Source organism: Roseiconus lacunae (assembly GCF_008312935.1).
Classification (GTDB): domain Bacteria; phylum Planctomycetota; class Planctomycetia; order Pirellulales; family Pirellulaceae; genus Stieleria; species Stieleria lacunae.
In genome coordinates this window covers 595,518-616,054 of record NZ_VSZO01000053.1, presented here as the reverse complement: position 1 = coordinate 616,054, position 20,537 = coordinate 595,518, and the positions used below count along the sequence as shown (strand labels likewise).

The 20,537-nt window shown below is 55.0% G+C and carries 14 protein-coding genes; 9 read left to right on the top strand and 5 right to left on the bottom strand.

Going from position 1 to position 20,537, the window contains the following annotated elements; genetic code table 11:
- Positions 1-185: 185 nt before the first annotated feature.
- From arsC to FYC48_RS25205, 4 genes are all read left to right on the top strand, one after another.
- Complete coding sequence (gene arsC / locus FYC48_RS25220) at positions 186-536, top strand: arsenate reductase (glutaredoxin) (protein WP_149499550.1); 351 nt, start codon at positions 186-188, stop codon at positions 534-536.
- 265 nt (positions 537-801) lie between these two features.
- Positions 802-3,279 (top strand): c-type cytochrome, encoded by a 2,478-nt coding sequence (locus FYC48_RS25215; protein WP_149499549.1) that lies wholly within the window; start codon positions 802-804, stop codon positions 3,277-3,279.
- On the top strand, positions 3,219-4,850 hold the full coding sequence (locus FYC48_RS25210) for a DUF7133 domain-containing protein (protein WP_235034417.1): 1,632 nt from the start codon (positions 3,219-3,221) through the stop codon (positions 4,848-4,850). The genes FYC48_RS25215 and FYC48_RS25210 overlap by 61 nt, the downstream gene beginning before the upstream one ends.
- Before the next feature lie 5 nt (positions 4,851-4,855).
- Positions 4,856-6,223: a PhoPQ-activated pathogenicity-related family protein gene (locus FYC48_RS25205; protein WP_149499548.1), complete on the top strand. Its 1,368-nt coding sequence runs from the start codon at positions 4,856-4,858 to the stop codon at positions 6,221-6,223.
- Positions 6,224-6,302: 79 nt separating this feature from the next.
- On the opposite strand, the gene FYC48_RS25200 is transcribed toward FYC48_RS25205, so the two are convergent.
- The 4 genes from FYC48_RS25200 to FYC48_RS25185 form a co-directional block, all read right to left on the bottom strand.
- Positions 6,303-7,238 (bottom strand): beta-propeller domain-containing protein, encoded by a 936-nt coding sequence (locus tag FYC48_RS25200; protein WP_149499547.1) that lies wholly within the window; start codon positions 7,236-7,238, stop codon positions 6,303-6,305.
- A gap of 50 nt (positions 7,239-7,288) precedes the next feature.
- The gene (locus FYC48_RS25195; RefSeq protein WP_149499546.1) at positions 7,289-8,665 is read right to left on the bottom strand and encodes a sulfatase-like hydrolase/transferase; all 1,377 of its coding nucleotides are present in this window, start codon (positions 8,663-8,665) and stop codon (positions 7,289-7,291) included.
- A gap of 275 nt (positions 8,666-8,940) precedes the next feature.
- Positions 8,941-11,418, bottom strand: coding sequence for a DUF1549 domain-containing protein (locus tag FYC48_RS25190; protein ID WP_235034416.1), 2,478 nt, complete (start codon positions 11,416-11,418; stop codon positions 8,941-8,943).
- A gap of 73 nt (positions 11,419-11,491) precedes the next feature.
- Positions 11,492-12,868 (bottom strand): DUF1501 domain-containing protein, encoded by a 1,377-nt coding sequence (locus tag FYC48_RS25185; protein WP_149499544.1) that lies wholly within the window; start codon positions 12,866-12,868, stop codon positions 11,492-11,494.
- A 120-nt stretch (positions 12,869-12,988) separates the two neighbouring features.
- On the opposite strand from FYC48_RS25185, the gene FYC48_RS25180 reads away from it, so the two are divergent.
- The gene (locus FYC48_RS25180; protein ID WP_149499543.1) at positions 12,989-13,816 is read left to right on the top strand and encodes a class I SAM-dependent methyltransferase; all 828 of its coding nucleotides are present in this window, start codon (positions 12,989-12,991) and stop codon (positions 13,814-13,816) included.
- Positions 13,817-13,889: 73 nt separating this feature from the next.
- Positions 13,890-15,119, top strand: a complete 1,230-nt coding sequence (locus tag FYC48_RS25175; RefSeq protein WP_149499542.1) for a protein-L-isoaspartate(D-aspartate) O-methyltransferase — start codon at positions 13,890-13,892, stop codon at positions 15,117-15,119.
- 380 nt (positions 15,120-15,499) lie between these two features.
- On the opposite strand, the gene FYC48_RS25170 is transcribed toward FYC48_RS25175, so the two are convergent.
- Entirely contained in the window at positions 15,500-16,018 is a 519-nt protein-coding gene (locus FYC48_RS25170) for a hypothetical protein (protein WP_149499541.1), read from the bottom strand.
- A 246-nt stretch (positions 16,019-16,264) separates the two neighbouring features.
- Here FYC48_RS25170 and FYC48_RS25165 point away from each other — a divergent pair, with 246 nt between their 5' ends.
- The 3 genes from FYC48_RS25165 to FYC48_RS25155 all read left to right on the top strand — a co-directional run bounded on the left by FYC48_RS25165 (position 16,265) and on the right by FYC48_RS25155 (position 20,318).
- A complete protein-coding gene (locus FYC48_RS25165) occupies positions 16,265-17,890 on the top strand; it encodes a 30S ribosomal protein S1 (RefSeq protein WP_149499540.1) in 1,626 nt (541 codons plus the stop codon).
- Between the two features lie 287 nt (positions 17,891-18,177).
- Positions 18,178-19,542 (top strand): sulfatase-like hydrolase/transferase, encoded by a 1,365-nt coding sequence (locus tag FYC48_RS25160; protein ID WP_149499539.1) that lies wholly within the window; start codon positions 18,178-18,180, stop codon positions 19,540-19,542.
- 437 nt (positions 19,543-19,979) lie between these two features.
- Positions 19,980-20,318 carry an ArsR/SmtB family transcription factor gene (locus FYC48_RS25155; RefSeq protein WP_149499538.1) on the top strand — a complete coding sequence of 113 codons (339 nt, stop codon included), beginning with the start codon at positions 19,980-19,982 and terminating at the stop codon, positions 20,316-20,318.
- The last annotated feature ends 219 nt before the right edge of the window (positions 20,319-20,537 follow it).

Genomic DNA, 20,537 nt, shown 5'->3' with positions numbered 1-20,537 from the left:
AAACCGGTCACGCGTCTATCTTGGCATTTAAACCGAACCCGAATGACGTCAACTTAAACGCCGACCGCACTGGCCTCAGCATTTCACGTGGTCTAACCGGAACAGGGCCGATGCTAGCGCGTTCGGCTGTCAATGCTTTGACAAGTTCCTCATCGGTGTAATTATACATCCCGACCGTTGTCGCTATGACCAAGATTTACCACAACCCTCGCTGCAGCAAGTCCCGCGAAGCGCTTCAACTTCTACAATCTCGCGAGATCGAATTTGACGAGGTTCGCTACCTTGACAATCCGCCGACGAAAACGGAACTCCGCAAAGTTATCAAATTGCTAAATCTTCGACCGGAACAACTGGTCCGTCGAAAAGAAAAACTATTCAAAGAATTGGGGCTCGATTCCGAGGCCCTTTCGGATAGTCAATGGATTGATGTGATGGTCGAACACCCCAAGCTGATCGAACGTCCGATCGTCGTTCACGGCGATCGAGCTGCGATTGGGCGACCGATCGGCAACATCGTCGATCTACTTGACGCTTGATCTCGGTGGATGATTTTATTGCCGAGGCCCACAACGTCACCGCCGACCGACTATATTCGTGCCCACAATAGTAGTCTGTTGATGCTTGAACCGGTTGCCTGTCCAGGGCGTCGTTGCATACCGTTTTAACGATGCGATCGCCGCAATGATCGGGACAATAAAACGGTAGGCAATCAACAGCGAGGTCGTGTTTGTATCGAAAAGCGGTGAGTTCAAAGTGGTCGGTTTCGTGTTGCTGATCGTCCTGTGGTTATCGAGATCTATCATGTTTGGACGCCCCCTTCGGGCGATTGGTTCGATTTCGCGGTTGACGTATTTATTGACAGTTGTGTTGGCATTGGCCTGCACTGACGCCGTCGGGGATGAGAAGCAGACGTCTCCCCTCAGCACGTCGATCGTGATTGGATATGATCGTTTTGGTCAACATGGTGACTTGCCCGAATCACGCTTCGGTGACCTCTCGGGCGCACTTTTGGTCAGCGAACTGAATTGTGTCGTCTGCCATCAAGCCGACGATTCCTGGCTGGAACCCAAACGAGGCCCACGGCTCGATGGCGCCGGGATTCGATTGCAATCACACTGGATCGGGTCGTACTTGCGTGACCCTCAGGCGGTCAAGCCTGGAACGACAATGCCGGATGTTCTAGGTGGACTCGGCGAAGCGGAAAAGGTCGATGCGATCAATGCCCTGGTCGCATTCCTTTCCTCCCAAGACAAACCGTTCGTGGAACCGAAAGCGGGCGGGGCCCTGCCGGTCATTCACCAGTTTTGGACTCATGGCGACTCCAACCGAGGCCGCGAACTCTATCACACGGTCGGCTGTGTCGCGTGTCATGATCCTGATCAGGAATACGAGACCAGCGAAGCGGCTCCGTCGGCTATCGATGACCTGCTAAAGAATCTCGATGCCGATGAGCTTGCCGATCTTGGCCTAGCATCTGCGGCACGTCGTGTGACTTCGATCCCACACAGCGACTTGCCAACCAAGTATTCCGCTCGCTCGCTAACGATGCTCCTGCTTAATCCAGCGTCAACACGTCCCGATGCACGCATGCCTTCGCTACGTCTGTCACCGGCCGAAGCGGCAGATATCGCCGCATACCTGTTGGACCAATCAGAGTTTGCAGACGCTCCGATTGAAATCGATGCGTCCGAAGCAGACGCTGAACTGGTCAGCAAAGGCGCAAAACTGTTCGCGCAGTACAACTGCACCGGTTGCCATGACGTTTCTGGCGACCAGGATGAAAAGCCTTCCAAGCAGCAATCGAAGTTGACATTGGCATCGATCGATATCCGAGCAAAACATTCGTGTATCGACAATGCCATGGGATCGATGCCAATCTATCGCCTGAATCTGTCACAGAGGGACACGTTGAAAGCGTTCTTGGGACGCGAGATGGCGACGCCGCATGCACATCGAAGGCAACATTCGTCGGAAGAAGACACCACCTTTCGTATGCTTCAGTTGAATTGTTTCGGTTGTCACCAACGTTCCGAGCTTGGCGGAGTTGGACGCTATCGAAAGCCATATTTCGAGACCGTCGGGCAAGTCGACTTAGGTGACGAAGGACGTCTGCCGCCTTCGTTGGATGGGATCGGAAAAAAGCTGCATTCAAACGCAATTGCCAAAGTCTTTCACCCAAAGACGTCTGCCCACCGCGCGTTCATGAAAGCGCGCATGCCCGCGTATGGCGACAAGATCGTGCGTCCGTTGATCGAGTCGCTTCCCGAAGCCGACCAAGCCGATCGATCCGGCGAAGCCAAAGTCTTTTCGAATAAGCATGAATTGCGACAGCTGATTGAAGCGGGACGTGAATTGGTAAACACGGGTTGCGTTCAGTGTCATGTCTTTCAAGGAGAATCGTTACCCGGCGTCGTCGGCGTCGATCTTCAAGGGATCACATCACGCGTGCATCCCGCCTGGTTTGCGGCGTTTGTCCGAAACCCTGGCGCAGTCAAAAAACGGACCCGCATGCCGACGTTCTTTCCCAATGGGACGAGCAATCGTACGGATATTCTTGACGGTGATGTCGATCAGCAAGTCGCCGCCATATGGGCCTACCTAAAGGACCTACCAAACCAATCATTGCCAAAAGCGATAGCCGATGTCCGTTCCGCCAACTTCGAACTCACGCCGACCGATCGCCCGATCGTGCTGCGTACGTTCATGAAGGAAGCCGGCACACACGCGATCGCGGTTGGTTTTCCCGAAGGCGTACACTACGCATTTGACGCCGAACGCTTACGATTTGCGGTCGCCTGGAAAGGCCGGTTTTTGGATGCCCAAGGCACCTGGTACGAACGGTTCACTCCACCGGCCGATCCCTTAGGCGAATCCGTTGTAGTCTTCGATGAGGAAGGGCTACTTTCGGAACAAATTCGCCAGAAGCCAACCTTCCAAGGCTATCGTCTTAGCGGCAACGGCATTCCGTCGATGATCTACGGAAATAATCAAGTCACCATCGAAGACCAGTTGAAACCGATCGACAACGCTGGTTTTCGAAGAACAATTTCGCTTTCGCCACAAACCGATGGCGTGACGGTTGAGTTACGATTTCTCGATGGCAAAAATTTTGAATCGGTCACCGCGAACGAAGTTGCCAACGAGCATGGAATGACCGCCCGTCTGATAGCTCCGAAGGAATTGCGGCATTGGATCGACCAACAAGACACCCAATCGACATGGAAAGCCAAACTCTCGCTTCAATCAAAACAAACGCTTGTGCTGGAGTACCGATGGTGATGTGGCTGCGATACGGACTGATATGTGGTGCCTTGTTGATTGCCCACAGCGATGTGACGCTGGCCCAGCCGATCGAGGAGTCGTCGACAAAGTCGAGCGAGAGTTCTTATCGGATTATCTCGGTATCGACGGCAAAGGCTGCGACCGATTCGCGTTCGAAACATTGGAAGCCAGCGCCAGATGGATTGGCGCTCGAAGTCTCAGGGATGACAACGCTGCCCGATTCAAGACTAGCCGTGGCAATCCGGCGGGGCGAAGTTTGGATCCTTGACGGAGTCTACGATGACCCCGCCGATCAAGTGACCTATCACCGATTCGCAACGGCGCTGCATGAACCGCTGGGGTTATTAGAACATCAGGGCGATCTTTACACCGCCCAACGAAGTGAGTTGACTCGATTGCGAGATAACGATGGTGACGACGTTGCCGATGAGTACCTTACGGTCGCGAAAGGCTGGGGCGTAACCGGCCATTACCACGAATACGCCTACGGACCAAAACTGGATCGTGATGGCAACCTATGGATCACATTAAACATCGGCCTCGGGCTCAAAGGCGAGCATCTCTCGCGAACGTTGCCCAATCCAGGCTTGGGTTATCGGCAAGGCAAGTGGCGCGGCTGGGGAATGAAAGTCACTCCGAATGGTGAGTTGCTACCGGTTTGTGCCGGCATGCGGTCACCGTCCGGATTGGGCGCCAATCTAAAAGGCGACATGTTCTACACCGACCAACAAGGGAACTGGGTCGCGACGAACACGTTACACCACATGCGTTCGGGCGCGTTTTTCCATCATGCAGAAGCATTAGCGTCGATGAATGAACCGGGTTCGACGATCCGTAACGTCGACAACGTTCCCGGAGGACTTCCGTTTCCAGATGCGTTAAAGGCTTTCAAGGAATTATGCCCCCCCGCGATCTGGTTTCCGTACAAGAAGGTCGGGCAATCGGCGACCGATATCGTGGTCGATCGTAGTGGCGGCGCATTTGGACCGTTCGCGGGACAACTATTTGTCGGAGAGTTTACTCAGGCGGGCATCAATCGTGTCTTCCTTGAAAAAATCGACGGTCAATACCAAGGCGCGTGCTTCCCCTTTAAACTCGGCTTCGCCTCCGCGGTCTTGCGACTGGTACAAGGCGACGACGGAAGTCTATTTGTTGGCTTAACCAATCGTGGCTGGAGTAGCTTGGGTGACGCAAGCTACGGTTTACAGCGGCTTGTATGGAATGGCAGCACTCCTTTTGAAATCAAGGAGATGCGGGCGAAGCACGATGGCTTTGAATTAGAGTTCACAAAGCCTGTCGATGGCGGCACCGCGAGTGATGTCAACTCTTACCAAATGAAAAGCTACACGTACCTGTATCATTCAGCGTACGGAAGTGATGAAATTCAAAATCAAAAACTGAACATCCGATCGGCAACCGTCTCGCCCGATCGGCGAACCGTTCGTTTGCAAATCGATGGATTGCGTCAATTCTTTGTCCATGAACTTGATGCCAGCGGTGTCCTCGATGCCTCGGGTGAATCGCTCGAGCATCCCAACGCCTACTACACCTTGAACCGGATCCCATAGTGCATATGAATTTCCAACGTCTATGCGGTAGCATCGTTTTCGCGATCGTTATTGGGACGATCACGTCAGCAGAGATTCAGGCTCAAGAGCATCACCCCGAATCGAATCCTGTTGCTACGGAAGCGAAGCCCTTTCCGACTGCTCTGATCGACTATGTCAAGCAATCGGATGATGATGTTTTTCGTTGGGAACACCTCGGCAAAATGACGACGGCGGCCGGCACGGTACACCAATTGCGAGTCACTTCACAAACGTGGCAAGGCATCGTTTGGAAACATGCGGTCGAAGTTTATGAACCTAAAAACATCCGCTTCGAGAATCATGCGGTGCTCTATGTCACCGGTGGAAGCACCCCATCGCAACCGCGGCCATCAGATATCGTTCTCGGGGTACAGTTGGCAAACCAATGCGGTGCTCGTGTGGTGATGCTGCACCAAACCCCCAACCAGCCCCTGTTGGGTAACCGTCGCGAGGATGATTTAATCAGCGAGACGTGGTTACGATACTTAGAGACAGGTGATGCGACGTGGCCGCTGCTATTTCCGATGGTGAAGAGCGCGGTGAGAACCATGGACGCGATCGGAGAATTCTCAGAGCAATCACTGAGCAGCAAAGTTGAGCACTTTGTCATCACCGGGGCATCCAAACGCGGCTGGACCAGTTGGCTTTCTCCGGTAGCCGACAACCGAGTTATTGCCACCGCACCGATCGTGATCGATGTCTTGAACTTTCGAAAGCAGATGGATCACCAAATCGAAACTTGGGGATCGTACAGCCGGCAAATCGCGGATTACACCCGAAAAGGATTGGTAAAAACGCCCGGCGAAAAAGAAAGCGAGCGTGAAGCGGCACTGCGGGAAATGATGGACCCGTTCACCTACCGAAGCAAACTGACACTTCCGAAGCTACTGATTGTGGGAACCAACGACCCGTACTGGACCGTTGACGCGATGAATCTGTACTGGAACGACTTGGTCGGGCCCAAGTTCATTCGGCAAGTCCCCAACGCTGGTCACGGACTCGAAGGCGGCCGAGAAGGTGCGGTCGCAAGCCTTGCCGCCTTCTTTCGGCATTGTGCTTCTGGGGAAACGATGCCGAAAGCTCATTGGCAGTTCGAGGAATCGGGACGCGAATTGACGCTTTCCATGTTGACCGATCATCCCCCCAAAGAAGTCCGACTTTGGACGGCACAGTCGGAAACCAAAGACTTCCGAAAGGCCAAATGGTCCAGCAAAGTCATTACCAAGACAGGCGACCTATTCGTTGGCCGATTAACAAAACCGGAATCCAAACACGTGGCCGCCTTTGGTGAATTCGTCTTTGCAGACCAAGTAGGCTCATGGTCGATCACGACGCTTGTCTATCGCCGTTAACGGGTGCATCGGACAATCCGCTGATCGACCAATCAACCACGAAGCGTCTGGTTTCGCGATGTCACTTCTTCGGCGAAGCCTATTTGGTCATGACGACGGAATTGGACACGGAGTTCCCGAGGTGTTCGAAGTCCATCAGTGACCACACCACTTCCTTCTCACGATTGATTTCGATGATTTGGGGCTGACCTTCACCGGCGTGACAGTTTCCCAAAACGATATTGCCATTGGGCATCACCTGCAGCGTCGTCACCCAAGCGAGCGTGATCCCGGGAAGATCATTCTGCTCAACTTTCCAAACGATTTCTTTAGCCGGCGTGACCTCCAACAAGCTGTGTCCGTTGCCGGTTGCGATCAACGTATTCCCGTTTTCCAAGCGAAGCGCGGCGAATACTGAATCGCCAAAGGCCTCGGGACCGTGGCCGCCCTTTTTCTCTTTTCCGAACAATGGCACATCGAATTCCCAAACGATTTTCCCGTCCCGGTCATACTCCCGAACGTAACCGTCACCTTCCTGTGCGACTAGGTAAGTCCAATTATCCCCGTCTACAATTGGTCGGACCAACCGCGTGTCCCGGTGCGGATGGGGATGATCACGCTTCAGATCGAACTGCCGAGCGACCTTTCCGCTACGGTCAATTTCGTAGATCGTTCCCTGACCGCTAAGTGCTACCATCAAGTTGCCATCGGGCAGTCGAGCGATTGAGTGCAATTCCACTCGTTTGACGTCCGAGAGCTTGCGGGCGTCGAACTTCCAGACGATTTCTTTGGACTCCGCATCGAGTTCGACGATCTCGGTGTGCTGATGCGTCAAGATATTTCCATCTTCAAGGACGTGGATATCGTGTGGAGCACCGGTGAGATTGACTTTTTCAATGCACTGGCCCTCAGCATCAAACCAACACAACGTCTGTCCTTCGTTGGCAACCAGCGGATGCCCTGCCGAAACAAGTGACGCCGACGCCAGCGCGAAAACAAAAGAGGCGAGCAAGCGTGCCGCAAAAATTCTTTGCATGGGGATCTATTCTTCAAAAGGAGGGGACGAGGGGTTAATCGCAAGAAAGTCTACTCGGCAGGCGATTGCCAGGGTACACGCCCACCGCGTTGCAAGTGCTTTCGCAGCGACTGTTTCAATTCTTTTGCGACCCGCGGCCGTTGGTCAATCAGATCCGTCGTTTCGTACGGATCGTCGTTCAAGTTGTACAACTGCAACGGCGAATAAGGATCATTGCGAAGCAATTTCCAATCCCCGCGAATCAACGCGTGGTAAGCACCACCGACGTACCGATTGCCGCCTTCGCGTCTGACAAAGTACAACTCACGAGTCTGCTTCGGCATCATTTTGCCTTGCAGGATTGGAACCAAGCTCACCGCATCGGCTTCCGGATCTGGCTTCGCACCGGCGAGTTCGACAAAGGTCGCATGAAGGTCAAAGTTCAATCCAATATAGTCGCTTTCTGTTCCCGCGAGTGATGGATCGGTTGACCGAACGATCATCGGCACACGAAGTCCGCCGTCGTAATGAGATTGTTTGCCATCACGCCAAGGTAGATTCCGCTGTGCATGTGGAAGCGAACCGCCGTTGTCGCTGGTAAAGGCAACCACGGTCTTTTCGCGAAGGCCTAGTTCGTCAAGACGCCGCAAAAATCGACCGATGTTGTGGTCAAGATGCTCCACAAACGCGACATTCTTCGCGCGTTTGAGTTCCATCCCAAGATGCGCCAGCTGCGTTTTGTTCAGCCACTCATCTGGTGGCTGAATCGGAAAGTGTGGTGCGTTATAGGCGAGGTACAGAAAGAATGGCTGATGTGACTCTGCGTCGCCGTCGCTTAGTGCTGTTCGATCGGCAACATAGTCGATTGCCCAGTCGGTGAATAACTCTGTCGCATGTCCCTGGGGTTGGATAGTCTCACGTCCTAGTCGCATGAAGTTAATTCCCCCACGAAGATGCGTGTAGTAATCGTCCATCATGTCGCCGAGAAAACCATGAAAGAAATCGAATCCGCGATCGAGCGGCGTGTTCGGTGACCGGAGGCCGAGATGCCATTTCCCGATTGCCGCGCTGTGATACCCCGCGTCCCCGAGTCGATCGGCCAGCGTCGACAGATTCGGCGAAAGGTATCCCCAACTGTTTTCCGGCTGTGTTCGAATTACGCCCGGAACCCCGGAGCGATCCGCATATCGAGCCGTCATGATGGCCGCGCGTGTGGGCGAACACACGGTGCAATTCGCTCGCATTTGTGTGAATACGATTCCTTCGGCGGCTAGTTGATCGAGATGTGGCGTTTCTAAATCTGGTGCCCCTTGGTAGCTGACATCTCCATACCCCAGGTCATCGACGATGATTAAGACCAAGTTCGGTGGTCTTTCGGCACCCCAACAGCAGTTTTTTAGAGGTATGGAAACGATGAGCAGAATGAGTAGGAGCGGAGTGTTGTTCATTGAACGGAAGTTGAGTGAACGGTGAGAAATCATTGAAAGGGGGATGTGTTCCGATTGGACTCAGGACCAGACGAACGACCGAGGTGATCGATCAGCCGGCAGTCATTGGCATCGGTTTACAACAAAGTGCGGTCGCCGATGCGATCCATCCAGACACAAGTTCGTCTTCTGCCAAAACACAAGCGGTAATCAAACCCCAAGCATTCCGCATAGGTTACGCGGGCAACGATGGGTGCTGCGGCCGGCGCCGCCTCGAAGAGACAAGATGAGGCGTCTTAGTAGTTAAACGTGAATTCAGCGCTCGTCAGGATGCTCCACGTGGCGTCTTCCAGGCCGGTGCGACGATCGGTTTCGTATTCAGCCAAGATCGCCAATAGACGACGACTTTCTTGCTCATTCGGCTCTCTAGCGAAAGCACGTAAGAACATCATCCGCACGAATTCACGTCCGGAAAGATCGTTGTCGATCGCGTTTCCGATGACGTTATTTTCCATCGCCAGTTTGGGATTTAGCGTGTCACCGTTGGAAAGGTGCAAGACCTGCACCATGCTCTGTTCTTCGCTCCGTTCGCATTCGCAAGTGATCTCTCGCGGATTGCGTCCAAAGGTTTTCAGAAAGTATGAATTGACCGCCGAATCATACAGCTCGATCGCTTTGGTACCCGTTGAGTAGAAATCAGTTTTCTGTTTATCGGCACCTGGAAACGCGATCTCAGTGAATTGCGACGAAGTACCAACCACCTGGTCGATCGAATCGAGTAGGACTTCTGCCATCAATCGTCTCGGATAATAACGGCTGTGGTACTTCGACTCTGGCTTATTTTCTGGCAATGCGATGCTACTGCGCTGATACGTTTCGCTTTGCAACATCAGTCGCATCTGTTGCTTGAGATCGAAATTGATCGCGACCAGATGGTCGGCAAGCTTTTTCAACAGTGGCTCGTTTGAAGCGGGATTGCTCAATCTTAAGTCATCGACTTCTTCGACTAAGCCACGGCCGAAGAAGTTAGCCCACAATCGGTTACTGATTGACCTGGCGAAATACGGATTGTCAGGTGACGTCATCCAATCGGCGAGCACCAGTCGCCGGTCAGACGGATCGTCGATCTCGATCGGCGGAGAATCGAGCGGTGCCGGAGCTTGGGGTCGCCCGCGATTGGGCTGGATTAGATCGCCAGCCGCAGAGACAAAGAGCGTGCGGATGCCATCACCGTTTCGGCCGTCGCCTCCCCATCCCTTCGCGCGAACTCGGGCAAACAGATTTGCCATGGCATAGTATTGATCATTAGTCCATTTTTCTAATGGATGGTTGTGGCACTTAGCGCACCCAATCGACAACCCAAGAAACGCCTGGCAAGCGTTCTCGGTCATGTCTTCGGGCGATTGATGCAACGCGTAAAAATTCGTCGCACCGTTTTCATCGCTTCTGCCGGTCGCGGTCAGAATCTCGCGAACAAATTCATCCCACGGTTGGTTCTTTCGAACACGATCGCGCACCCACTGGTAGTACGTCTTCACCGCCACCGGGCGAAGTCGGGTCCCATTGATCAGCAACATGTCCGACCATCTGTACGTCCAGTAGGACACAAAATCTTCACTGGCAAGTAATCGTTCGATCCAAAGATCACGCCGGGTCTGGGGTGGATCGCTAAAGAAACGATCGCGTTCCGCCGGCGTCGGCAGACGGCCGATGGTGTCCAATGTCGATCGGCGGAGGAAAACCGTGTCGTCGCAACGAGGTGACGGTGCCAAATTCAATTTGCGGAGTTGGTTGAGGTTTTCTTCATCGATGAAGTTGCGTTTTGCGGATGCCGCGTAAACGCTATCAGCGATTTGAAACTGGTACGGGACCACCATTCGGGCCAAGACAACTTTGCTTCCGAACCAAACCAGGACGGCAGCCTCACCGCTTCCGACGACCGTTGCGAGTCCCTCGTTGTCGACACGAGCGACGGATTCGTCTGTCGCCGAAAACTTTGACAGGTGCGTGACATCGACGACTCGTCCGTCGTCGTAGTGGGCTTGCACCAAGACCTGCGACTGATCCCCCGGGGCCAACGTCGCAACTTCAGGCATCACCGTGATCTTTTGCAACCGCGCGTCAGTGTCGGCCGGTCCCTTCGCGCCCTGTGCGATCCAGTCGGCGAGGATGCGATAGTGCCTCGATCCGGTTTCTAGCTTGATCCCGCCTTTGTGCGGCAACGCGCCGGTCGGCTTCGCCAACAGCAAGCTTCGCCCGGGATCGGCCAACTCGATTCGGCGACCGCGAGCTTCACGTGTGATCGTGTTATAGTCGTGTGCCGGATCGTATCCGCGAAGCGACAACCGGAATCCACCTTTGCCGGCCAGTGCGCCGTGACAGGCGCCCATGCTACAGCCGGCTTTGGCGAGCACCGATTGGACGTCATTGCGGAAGCTCTGTTGATAGGGGGAATCGGCGTTTTGAACGACGACCGGTACCTCGATCGTTTCGTCCCCGACCGAACACCGCAGGGTTGTCGCGCCGTTGCTGATTGCGCGTACCTGTCGATCATTGATCATCGCGATGGAATCGTCATCGATGTCAATCTTTAAAGACGGATCGACCACCCGCGCAGACGCTTGACCGCGACGGACTTCGACGACGCTGAATCGCTGAACGCTATCGCTACCGTCAAGCACGATCCTGGCCGGTAAGACGCGGTATTGAGGCTGCTCCGCGATTATGTACGGTTGCCAAAGCAGTATCGCTACCCAAGCAACCGCGGCGGCCACGATTTTATCCGTCCGACAAACTGCACCGGAGACTTGAGATTGACAGGTTCGACTGAAGCGCATCGATAAATTCCTAACTGAACAGTTCTCTGACTTCGCGAACGCCGAAATCGACGAGAGGAAAGGGGCGACCGCCGGGACCGGGGATTTCCGCGTGCAGGTCTAATCCCAACGAATGAAACACGCTGGCGATGATTTCACCAGGCTGCGTCGGACGGTCTGCGGGGACCGCGCCGATCGGGTCACTGGCACCGATCGCGCGTCCTCCTTGAACGCCTCCTCCGGCGAAGGTGGTCGAGAAACATTGTGGCCAATGATCACGTCCGCCAGCCGGATTGACTTTTGGCGTCCGTCCAAACTCGGCCAGACCGCAAACCATCGTGTCGTCAAGCATTCCACGTTCGTCCAAGTCACTGACCAATGCCGCATAACCTTGGTCGTACATCGGTGCGACAATATTCTTCATTCCTTCGATCGTTGTGAACGGCTTGCTGCCGTGAATGTCCCAAGTAACTTCGTTGAAGACGGTCAGGAATGTGTTGATGGTCACAAAGCGGACGCCGGCTTCGATCAATCTTCGTGACAACAAGCAACACTGACCGAAGCGATTCATTCCGTACCGTTCGCGGACACTTTGCGGTTCCTTGGACAGATCGAACGCTTCGCGAGCTTGAGGGCTGTTCATCAACCGGTAAGCCGCTTCGAAGTTCTTGTCGAGCATCTTAGCGGACTCCGTCGTTTCCAGCTGTGCCATGCGACCTTCGATCGCTTCACGCATGCGACGACGACGATCGATGCGGACGTCACCCAGGTCTGGGGGCGGCAGCAAGTCGGGAACCTTAAAATCCGGTTTGCTGGGATCGGCCATCAACGCGAACGGATCGTAGGTTTTGCCAAGAAACCCACCGGCTTGACCGTTGGGCAAGTTTCCTCCGCCACGTCCCATTGTCTCGGGCAGGACGACGTGAGCGGGCAAGTCGGTTCGTCGTCCCCGCATGTATTGCAACACCGCGCCGGCGTGTGGATAGTTGACGCCCCCGGTGAATTGACGGCCCGTTTGCAACATCTGCCAGCCGGCATCGTGAACGGCAGCGGCGGTGTGGTAGCAAGATCGGATGACGGAAAACTTATCGGCGATCTCGGCGTGCTTCGGTAGAATCTCCGAGACCTGAAAGTCGCCTTTGGTGGAGATCGCCTTGAATGGCCCGCGAACTTCCGACGGGGCCTCCGGTTTCATGTCGAAGGTATCGAGTTGGCTGGGGGCGCCGAGATTGAAAATCATAATGCATGAGCGGCGATCTTTATCCGGGTCGACGACGCCTCGCTCGGCCGCCGCCAAAAACTGAGGCAAGCCGACGCCGAAAGCTCCCAACGCTCCGACTTGTAAAAAATCGCGACGGCGAACCCCATTGCAAGTTTGTGATGAACCGCGGCCAGTCAGACTGAGCATCGTGTCTCTTCCAGTGCAGCGAACAGAAAGGGAGGGGGGTGGCGAGATCTCTGTGCCGATGTCGATTGAATCGTGGGCATCTCGCTGAGGGGCCTCCATTGTATTAGATTTGCGCCACGAATGCGCAACCGATCACAATCCGCGACGGATCACTTTGACAAGAGGCTTGAAGCGTTGGACGCGACCGATTTCAATCGGCGAGCTTGGGACAACATTGCTCGCAGCCGGCATCGCTGGTTCACCCCCGCACCAGCCGACCAAATCGTGCAGGCAAAGGCTGGCGAGTTTTCGATCCGCCTGACCGCCTGCAAGCAGATTCCTCAAGACTGGCTAGGGGATATTCGGGGGCGGCGAATCCTAGCGTTAGCTGCCGGCGGCGGGCATCAAGGTCCAATCTTGGCTGCCGCGGGGGCCTCGGTGACCGTGGTCGATATCAGTGAAGGGCAACTCGAAATCGACCAGCGGATGGCAGACGAACACGATCTCGATCTGCAGACCACGCGTTGCGACATGGCTGACTTGGGGCACTTCGACGATGCCTCGTTCGACATGGTTATCAACCCCTGTTCGGTCAATTTTGCACCCGACGTGCGGCCGATTTGGCACGAGACGGCTCGTGTGCTCAGAGACGGCGGGGTGATGATCGCCGGACTGATTCAGCCGGTGAACTACTTGTTCGACGAAACGGCACGCGACGATCGTAAACTAACGGTGCGTTTCCAGATCCCCTACAGCGATTTGGATTTACCGGACGACGAACGCGATCGCACGATCGGACCAGAACGCCCGATCGATTTTGGCCACACCCTAACCGACCTGATTGGTGGCCAACTTGATGCCGGCTTCCATCTGACAGCTATAATGGAAGATACCTGGGGAGGCGACGATGTGCTTTCCGAACATATCGCTACATTCCTTGCGACCCGATCGATTCGTGTGCCCCGTTAATGTGGCCCGTCACTACAGTGCGCATCGCTTCCCGATCGACCTGTGATTCGCTTACGTTACCAACGCCGTTGTCATGCCCCTGTATTGCCAATCGATCTTGCTGCTCGCCATCTTTGCCGCAACCACGATGGCGACCGATCCCTACCAACAAGCTCGTGAACGCTTGGTCGCCGAACGCGTGGCGACCGCCGGCGTGGAAGACACCCGTGTCTTAGACGCCCTTCGCGAAACTCCGCGACATGAGTTTGTGCCCCGCAGTCAACTCAACCGCGCGTATTACGACATGGCGCTACCGATTGGGTACTCCCAAACGATCAGCAGCCCTTTCATTGTCGGGTTAATGACCGAAGCTCTCAGCCCCGAACCTAGTGACAAGGTCTTGGAAATCGGTACCGGCAGCGGCTATCAAGCGGCGGTTTTGAGCCCTTTGGTCGAGCATGTCTACTCGATCGAAATCGTCCGAGAACTGGGTGAGCGCGCCGCCGATACGCTCGCACGATTGGATTATGAAAATGTTTCCACGCGCGTCGGGGATGGCTTTCTAGGGTGGCCTGATGCGGCACCGTTCGACAAGATCATTGTCACGTGCAGCCCGGAATCGGTGCCTCAACCACTGGTCGACCAACTCCGTGAAGGCGGGGTGATGGTCATCCCTGTGGGTGAGCGCTATCAACAAACTTTGTATCGGCTAATTAAAAAAGACGGCAAACTGGTCCGTGAGGCGTTGCGTCCGACGCTGTTCGTACCGATGACCGGCGAGGCTGAGGATGGGCGACAAGTCAAACCCGATGCGACCAACCCAGTCGCAATCAACGGTGACTTCGAACTTGTCCCCGAAGGCGACCAACTCGACTCCGATGATGTCGTCCCCGGTTGGTACTACGGTCGCCAAGTCACGTTAATCAAAGGGCATAGTAGTGACCCCGCCCCTTCCGGAGAACGCTACGTGCGGTTCCACAACGAAACGCCGGGACGCAATTCACACCTTTTGCAAGGCATCGCGATCGACGGGAGCGAAGTGTCTCAAATTCGCTTGAGTGGTTCGGTGCGAACTGAAGGAATCGAGAAAGGTCCAACCAGCGATGGGATGCCCGCAATTGCAATCACGTTCTATGACGAAATCCGAAAAGATTTGGGGACGTTTTGGCTGGGACCATTCCGCGGTACACGCGATTGGCGTTCCCACAGTCGATTGTTGCGTGTCCCTCTCACCACCCACGAAGCGATCTTGCGAATAGGACTATTCGGCGCGACTGGTGAAGTCGACTACGACAACATCAAGTTGGAAAAGTACGGTCGCTGAAGTAGATCCGTTTCGCTCGGTCAGCAATTCATAGCGACCTGTTGATTTTCAGAGTTGATCTGTCACAAAGTTGCCTTCCACTCCGCAATACCCACGGAAGAGAACGCTAACTTCAAGGAGTGAAGGGCAACGATAGAAAATCAACAGGCTTTAAGACGTAACGCGAAAAAGACGAAGACGGACGGCCCCCCTTCAAAACGCTGCGTTTGGTCATCTTTGGCGTTGATTTCTTTTCTAGCGGATCGAGTTAAACCGACGGCAGTTTCTTGCAACTTCGCTAAAGAGTGGTCGGTCATTCGTCGCGCGTTCGCCCTGGTGAATGGACGGTAATCGCGGCTAACGCCATCCGGCTACTCGTGATCGCAGATGTTGACTAAGCACTATCCGCACAGCCACAGCATCAGCGATTGCCATTCGATCCACTGGTCTTCTTCGCAAGCTTGGATCTGCTCCTTGCGGCCGGACCGAGCTGCCTGTTCGCAGTGATCGATGAAGTCATAAGGGTCACAATAGCGTCCTCCCGTTTCGATTTCGATTTGTTCTAAGGTCGGATGCTGGCCGACTTTGCGAAACCAGTACTTACTATTGCCGTAGTCACCTTCACGGCGGTGCATGATGCCGTGCAAGAAGCTGCCCTCACGACTGGGCAAGTCCTGGCTGATCGAATGGCTGCGGTGAATGTCACCGGCGACTAGCCACAATCCGCTCATGCATTCCATTTGTCGGGATGCGGCAACATCAATTAAATGATCTCCGACGCCGACCGAAAGGAGCGGGAGAAGAGGTTTGTGAATCGTTCCTTCACCAAGCGACGGTACCGGAGCAGACTCAATTGCTGAAACCAGTTCCATCGAGAAGGAGTCGCGGAGTGAATGGGCAAAATCGGAAAACTCGGGCATCGAGCGAAACTCTCGGAAAGAATGTGGCGAATCAGCAGGGGCCGATATTCTGTTCGGGATGTAGGGTTCTGCGAAATCGGGCGCAGACTACCGAGATTGGCTTTCGGTTGCTAGACTACGGGGCCAACCAAAGCCAGACGGGGCCAACCAAAGCCGGGAGGTCGCGTTCTGCGATCGACCAAGCATCTCTACCTTCAGCGAGTCCGTCTCGCGGTCCTTTCCCACGTCCAAATCGCCAGCTCATTGATGAGTAACGAATCTCAACCGGGTGCCCAATCCACCGAGGCACCAGAATCCGTCAGCGACCCCGCCGTTTCGTCGGCAGAAAGTTCCGCGGCCCAAGACAATTCTGCGGGCCAGACGTCTTCCGACGCGCCCGCCACCACGGAATCGACGCCGAAGCCAGCCTCGAAACCGCCCCAGCCTGCCGGAGCGGGACCATTGGCCGCCCGCGGCCTGGGCGTCGCCAAGCCCGCGTCGCCTTCGGTTTCGACGGAACAACTCGAAAAAGCGGAAGCAAAATCGGCCAAGGCTGGAAAAAAGAAAAAGGCGCCGCGGCCACGACTGCACGGTGAGAAAGAGGGGCAGTCACCGGCTGCTTCGGTGGCTAAGAAACCGTCACGGGTTGACGTGCCATCGGTACGCGGTGAACTCTCCGACGACTTACTGGCCGAATTCGAAGCCGAACTGGCGTCCGCCGATGTCGACGCGATGCTGGGCGGCAGCGCCGGAATGCCTGACCGCAAAGAACCGCTGGCCGATGGCTCGCGGATATCGGCACAGGTTTTGAAGATTCATCAAGATAGCGTCTACCTTTCGCTCGGCGGCCCCGACGAAGGCGTCGTGCCGTTCGAACAATTCACCGAAGCGGAACCACAAATCGGATCTTCGATCGAAGTCCTGGTCCGTGGTTTCAGTCGGCAAGATGGCCTTTACATGTGTTCGCTTCCGGGGTCAACGATCGATGTCGCCGACTGGAGCGACTTGGAAGAAGGCGCCGTTATCGAAGCCGTCGTCACGGGACACAACACCGGTGGCTTGGAGTGCAAGGTCGGTGGCGTTCGCGCGTTCATGCCGATCAGCCAGATCGCCGAATACCGGGTGGAGGATGCCAGCGAGTTTGTCGATCAGAAGTTCGTTTGCCTAGTGACCGAAGCAAACGAACGGCGTGGTAATTTGGTGATCAGCCGACGTGCGATCTTGGAACGAGAACGCGAGGCCAAACGCGCCGAGCAACTCCAGAAGATCGAACCCGGTGATGTTGTCGAAGGTGTCGTAAGGACAATCAAGGACTTCGGCGCATTCGTCGACCTCGGTGCACTCGAAGGACTGGTGCACGTCAGCAAACTAAGCTGGGACCGTATCAAACATCCCGGTGAAGTGCTGGAGGTCGGCCAGAAAGTCAAAGTCAAAATTGATTCCGTCGATAAAGAAACCGGTAAGCTCAGCCTTTCCTACCGGGACATGCTCGAGAATCCTTGGGATGCCGCCGAAGCAGAATACGCACTCGGAAGCGTTCACAAAGGTACGATCACTCGAATTGCTTCCTTCGGCTGCTTCGTCCGCCTCGCACCAGGGATCGAGGGTTTGGTACACGTCAGCGAACTGGCAAACCATCGTGTTTCCAAAGTCGACGCGTTCGTCAGCGAAGGACAGGAAGTCGATGTCAAGGTTTTGTCGTTCGATCGTGCTTCGCAAAAAATCGGCTTGTCAATGAAGGCTGCTAACACGCCCGCCGAAGACAGCAAGCCGGTTGTCGAAGAAGTGGACGAGCCGCAGCGCGACGTCGCGGTCAAACCGCAACACGCCGGCCCGCTAAAGGGCGGCAACAACCGTGAAACCGGTGGCGAGCAATTCGGCCTACGCTGGTAAGCGCTCCCCGTCTTCCCACCTCAGGTCTCTCCTCAACGATCTGAGGTGGTGCGATCGGAAGTAGAACGCGAGCCATACGCAGACACGATCACGTCGTGCTTCGTTTGGACGACCGTCGCGATGCTCGACGCCTAAAAACATTCTTTCGCGGATCCGTCGTTGCCGCTAAGACCTCAGGTGTAATCGATCGCGCGGCTTGAATCCCTTCTTGGGTCACCGCGAATGGTCCCGACGAATCGTCTACAATGCGACCGTTTTTATCGGGCATCTCATGACGGGGGACAAAAATGCGATTGCTGCTTTTGACAACGATGCTGATGATTGGATTCGCTTGCGACGGGCCCACCGCAACGAACCTCTGGGCCGAACCACTACGTCCAAATGTGGTGTTGATCTTTGTCGACGACCTTGGATATGGCGACTTGGGTTGCTACGGCAACGCGAAGATCAAAACTCCGCATCTGGATCGTTTGGCCTCTTCTGGGCAGCGCTGGACTAGTTTCTACTCATCTGGATCCTACTGTGTCCCCAGCCGTAAAGGACTGATGAGCGGACGCCATCCCAACTTCATCCCCAACCGTGTGGATGGACTTCGCGATGACCCGCAGGCGTTGCTCCCCGCGATGTTCAAACGGGCGGGTTATGCGACCGCGATGTTTGGAAAATGGCACTTAGCCGGCTATCCGAAAGACTTCACCCAGCACCCGATGCATCCGCTCGAATGTGGATTTGACGATCATCTTGGGACCCCCGGCAGCAATGACGTCCCCGCACCAAAGGGACAAAAGCAAACGCGTGATTTATTTGATCGGTGCGATAAGTACACTTTCCCGGTTCCACTGATTCGAGGCCGCGAGGTGATCGAGTTTCCGGCAAACCAAGAGTTGTTCACCCAGCGCTACACCGCCGAATCCATTCGGTGGATTCAGAGCCATCGCGACGAACCTTTCTTTGTCTATCTTGCCCACAATATGCCGCACGCACCCGTGTTCGCCTCTCCAGAATTTCAAGGAAAAAGTGCGGGCGGTCGGTTTGGTGACGTTGTCGAAGAGATTGACTGGTCTGTCGGTGAATTGATGAAGACACTCGCCGCGCTCAACCTACGTGAAAAGACGTTAGTGGTCTTCACCAGCGACAACGGCCCCTGGACAGTGTTCGGCCCTCACGGAGGTACCGCGGCCCCGCTGCGCGGTGAAAAAGGCACAACGTGGGAAGGCGGATTGCGAGTTCCAGCAATTTTTTCGTGGCCCGAGACAATTCGACCGGCGACCATTGACGGGATTGCTGCGAATTTGGATCTGTATGCGACGTTCGCGAATCTCGTCGGAGGTGACCAACCGAGCAAAAAGCCCGGATACGATTCGAAAGACCTATCCCCAACATTGCTCGATGGACAGCCAAGCCCCAGAAGTTCCTGGGCATACCACACGACCGCATTCCGATCCGGCCGATACAAAATTCACACGACCATTGTCCCTCCTGCCGATCCGATTTCCCGACGTCGTCAACCGAGAACGGTGCTCGATCAGCCTCAACTTTATGACCTGATTAACGATCTCGGTGAAACCGTCGATATCGCGGCAGAACGCCCCGAAGTTGTCCAGCGTCTGCTTGATGAAAAGAAGCGTTTCGAGGAACGGGAAGCACGCTAATGCTCCGGCTCGACCCTATGCTCGGGTTCGACTCATCAGCCGACGGGTGTCAGCCCCGGTGATCGCACGGAAACCGCGGCTGACGCCAATCCGCGCTAGTCCTTCAATCGAATCGGAACCAAGTACCAACGATACATGCATCGCTGCGGATCATCACGAGCTCATCACGAGCGCGGTTGATTCAGAAACACAAGCTAGGACGAATAAGGGATCAAGAAACCAACGCAGGGCAATGTCTGTTCTCCAGTCGCTAGCCATTGGCCCGGTGGTTCCCGGCCCTGGCGACGCTGACACGTCAAGTTCGCCGTGCGTTTCTCGTATCCCGGTCGCATCCGTCCCGGTCGCGTCCGCTGTCTACGCAGGAACCGGGCACAAAACCCATTGACATATCGCGACATTCCGATATATTAAGATATAGTAAAAGAAACGAGGCAACGATGGCAACAAAAAGCAAGAAAAACGATGCGAAAGCAAGTAAGCCGCGTGGAACGGTTCGTGATTTTGCACAGGCGGCGGAGTGCTTGAAAACACTAGCGCATCCGGTTCGCTTGCGGATCGTGCAGCTATTGCTGTTCGGCCGCTACACCGTTGGCGAATTGGCCGCCGATTGCGAGATCCAGGACAACGTCGCGTCGGACCATCTCCGATTGCTACAACGTTGCGGTTTTTTGGTCAGCGAACGCGAAGGGCGAAGAGTCTATTACCAGATCGCCGAGCCACATTTGCAAGGGCTGATGGATTGCATCGAAGGACGGTTCCTTCCAGCTGAAAGCTGAATCGGCAACTGTCGTTCGAACTGTCGGTCTGCGACAACACCTCGTCATTTCACAAGGTGTCGACAATTATTGGATACCCCGTGTCCTTCGGACAACTTTTGTGCGGGCGGACAGAAACGTCGCGATCGAATACCCGACGATCCGTGAATTGGAGCGGGCACAATCACTGAAACAGTCGACATACAATTTTGTAGAACCGCTGCAACGAGCGCAGCATCA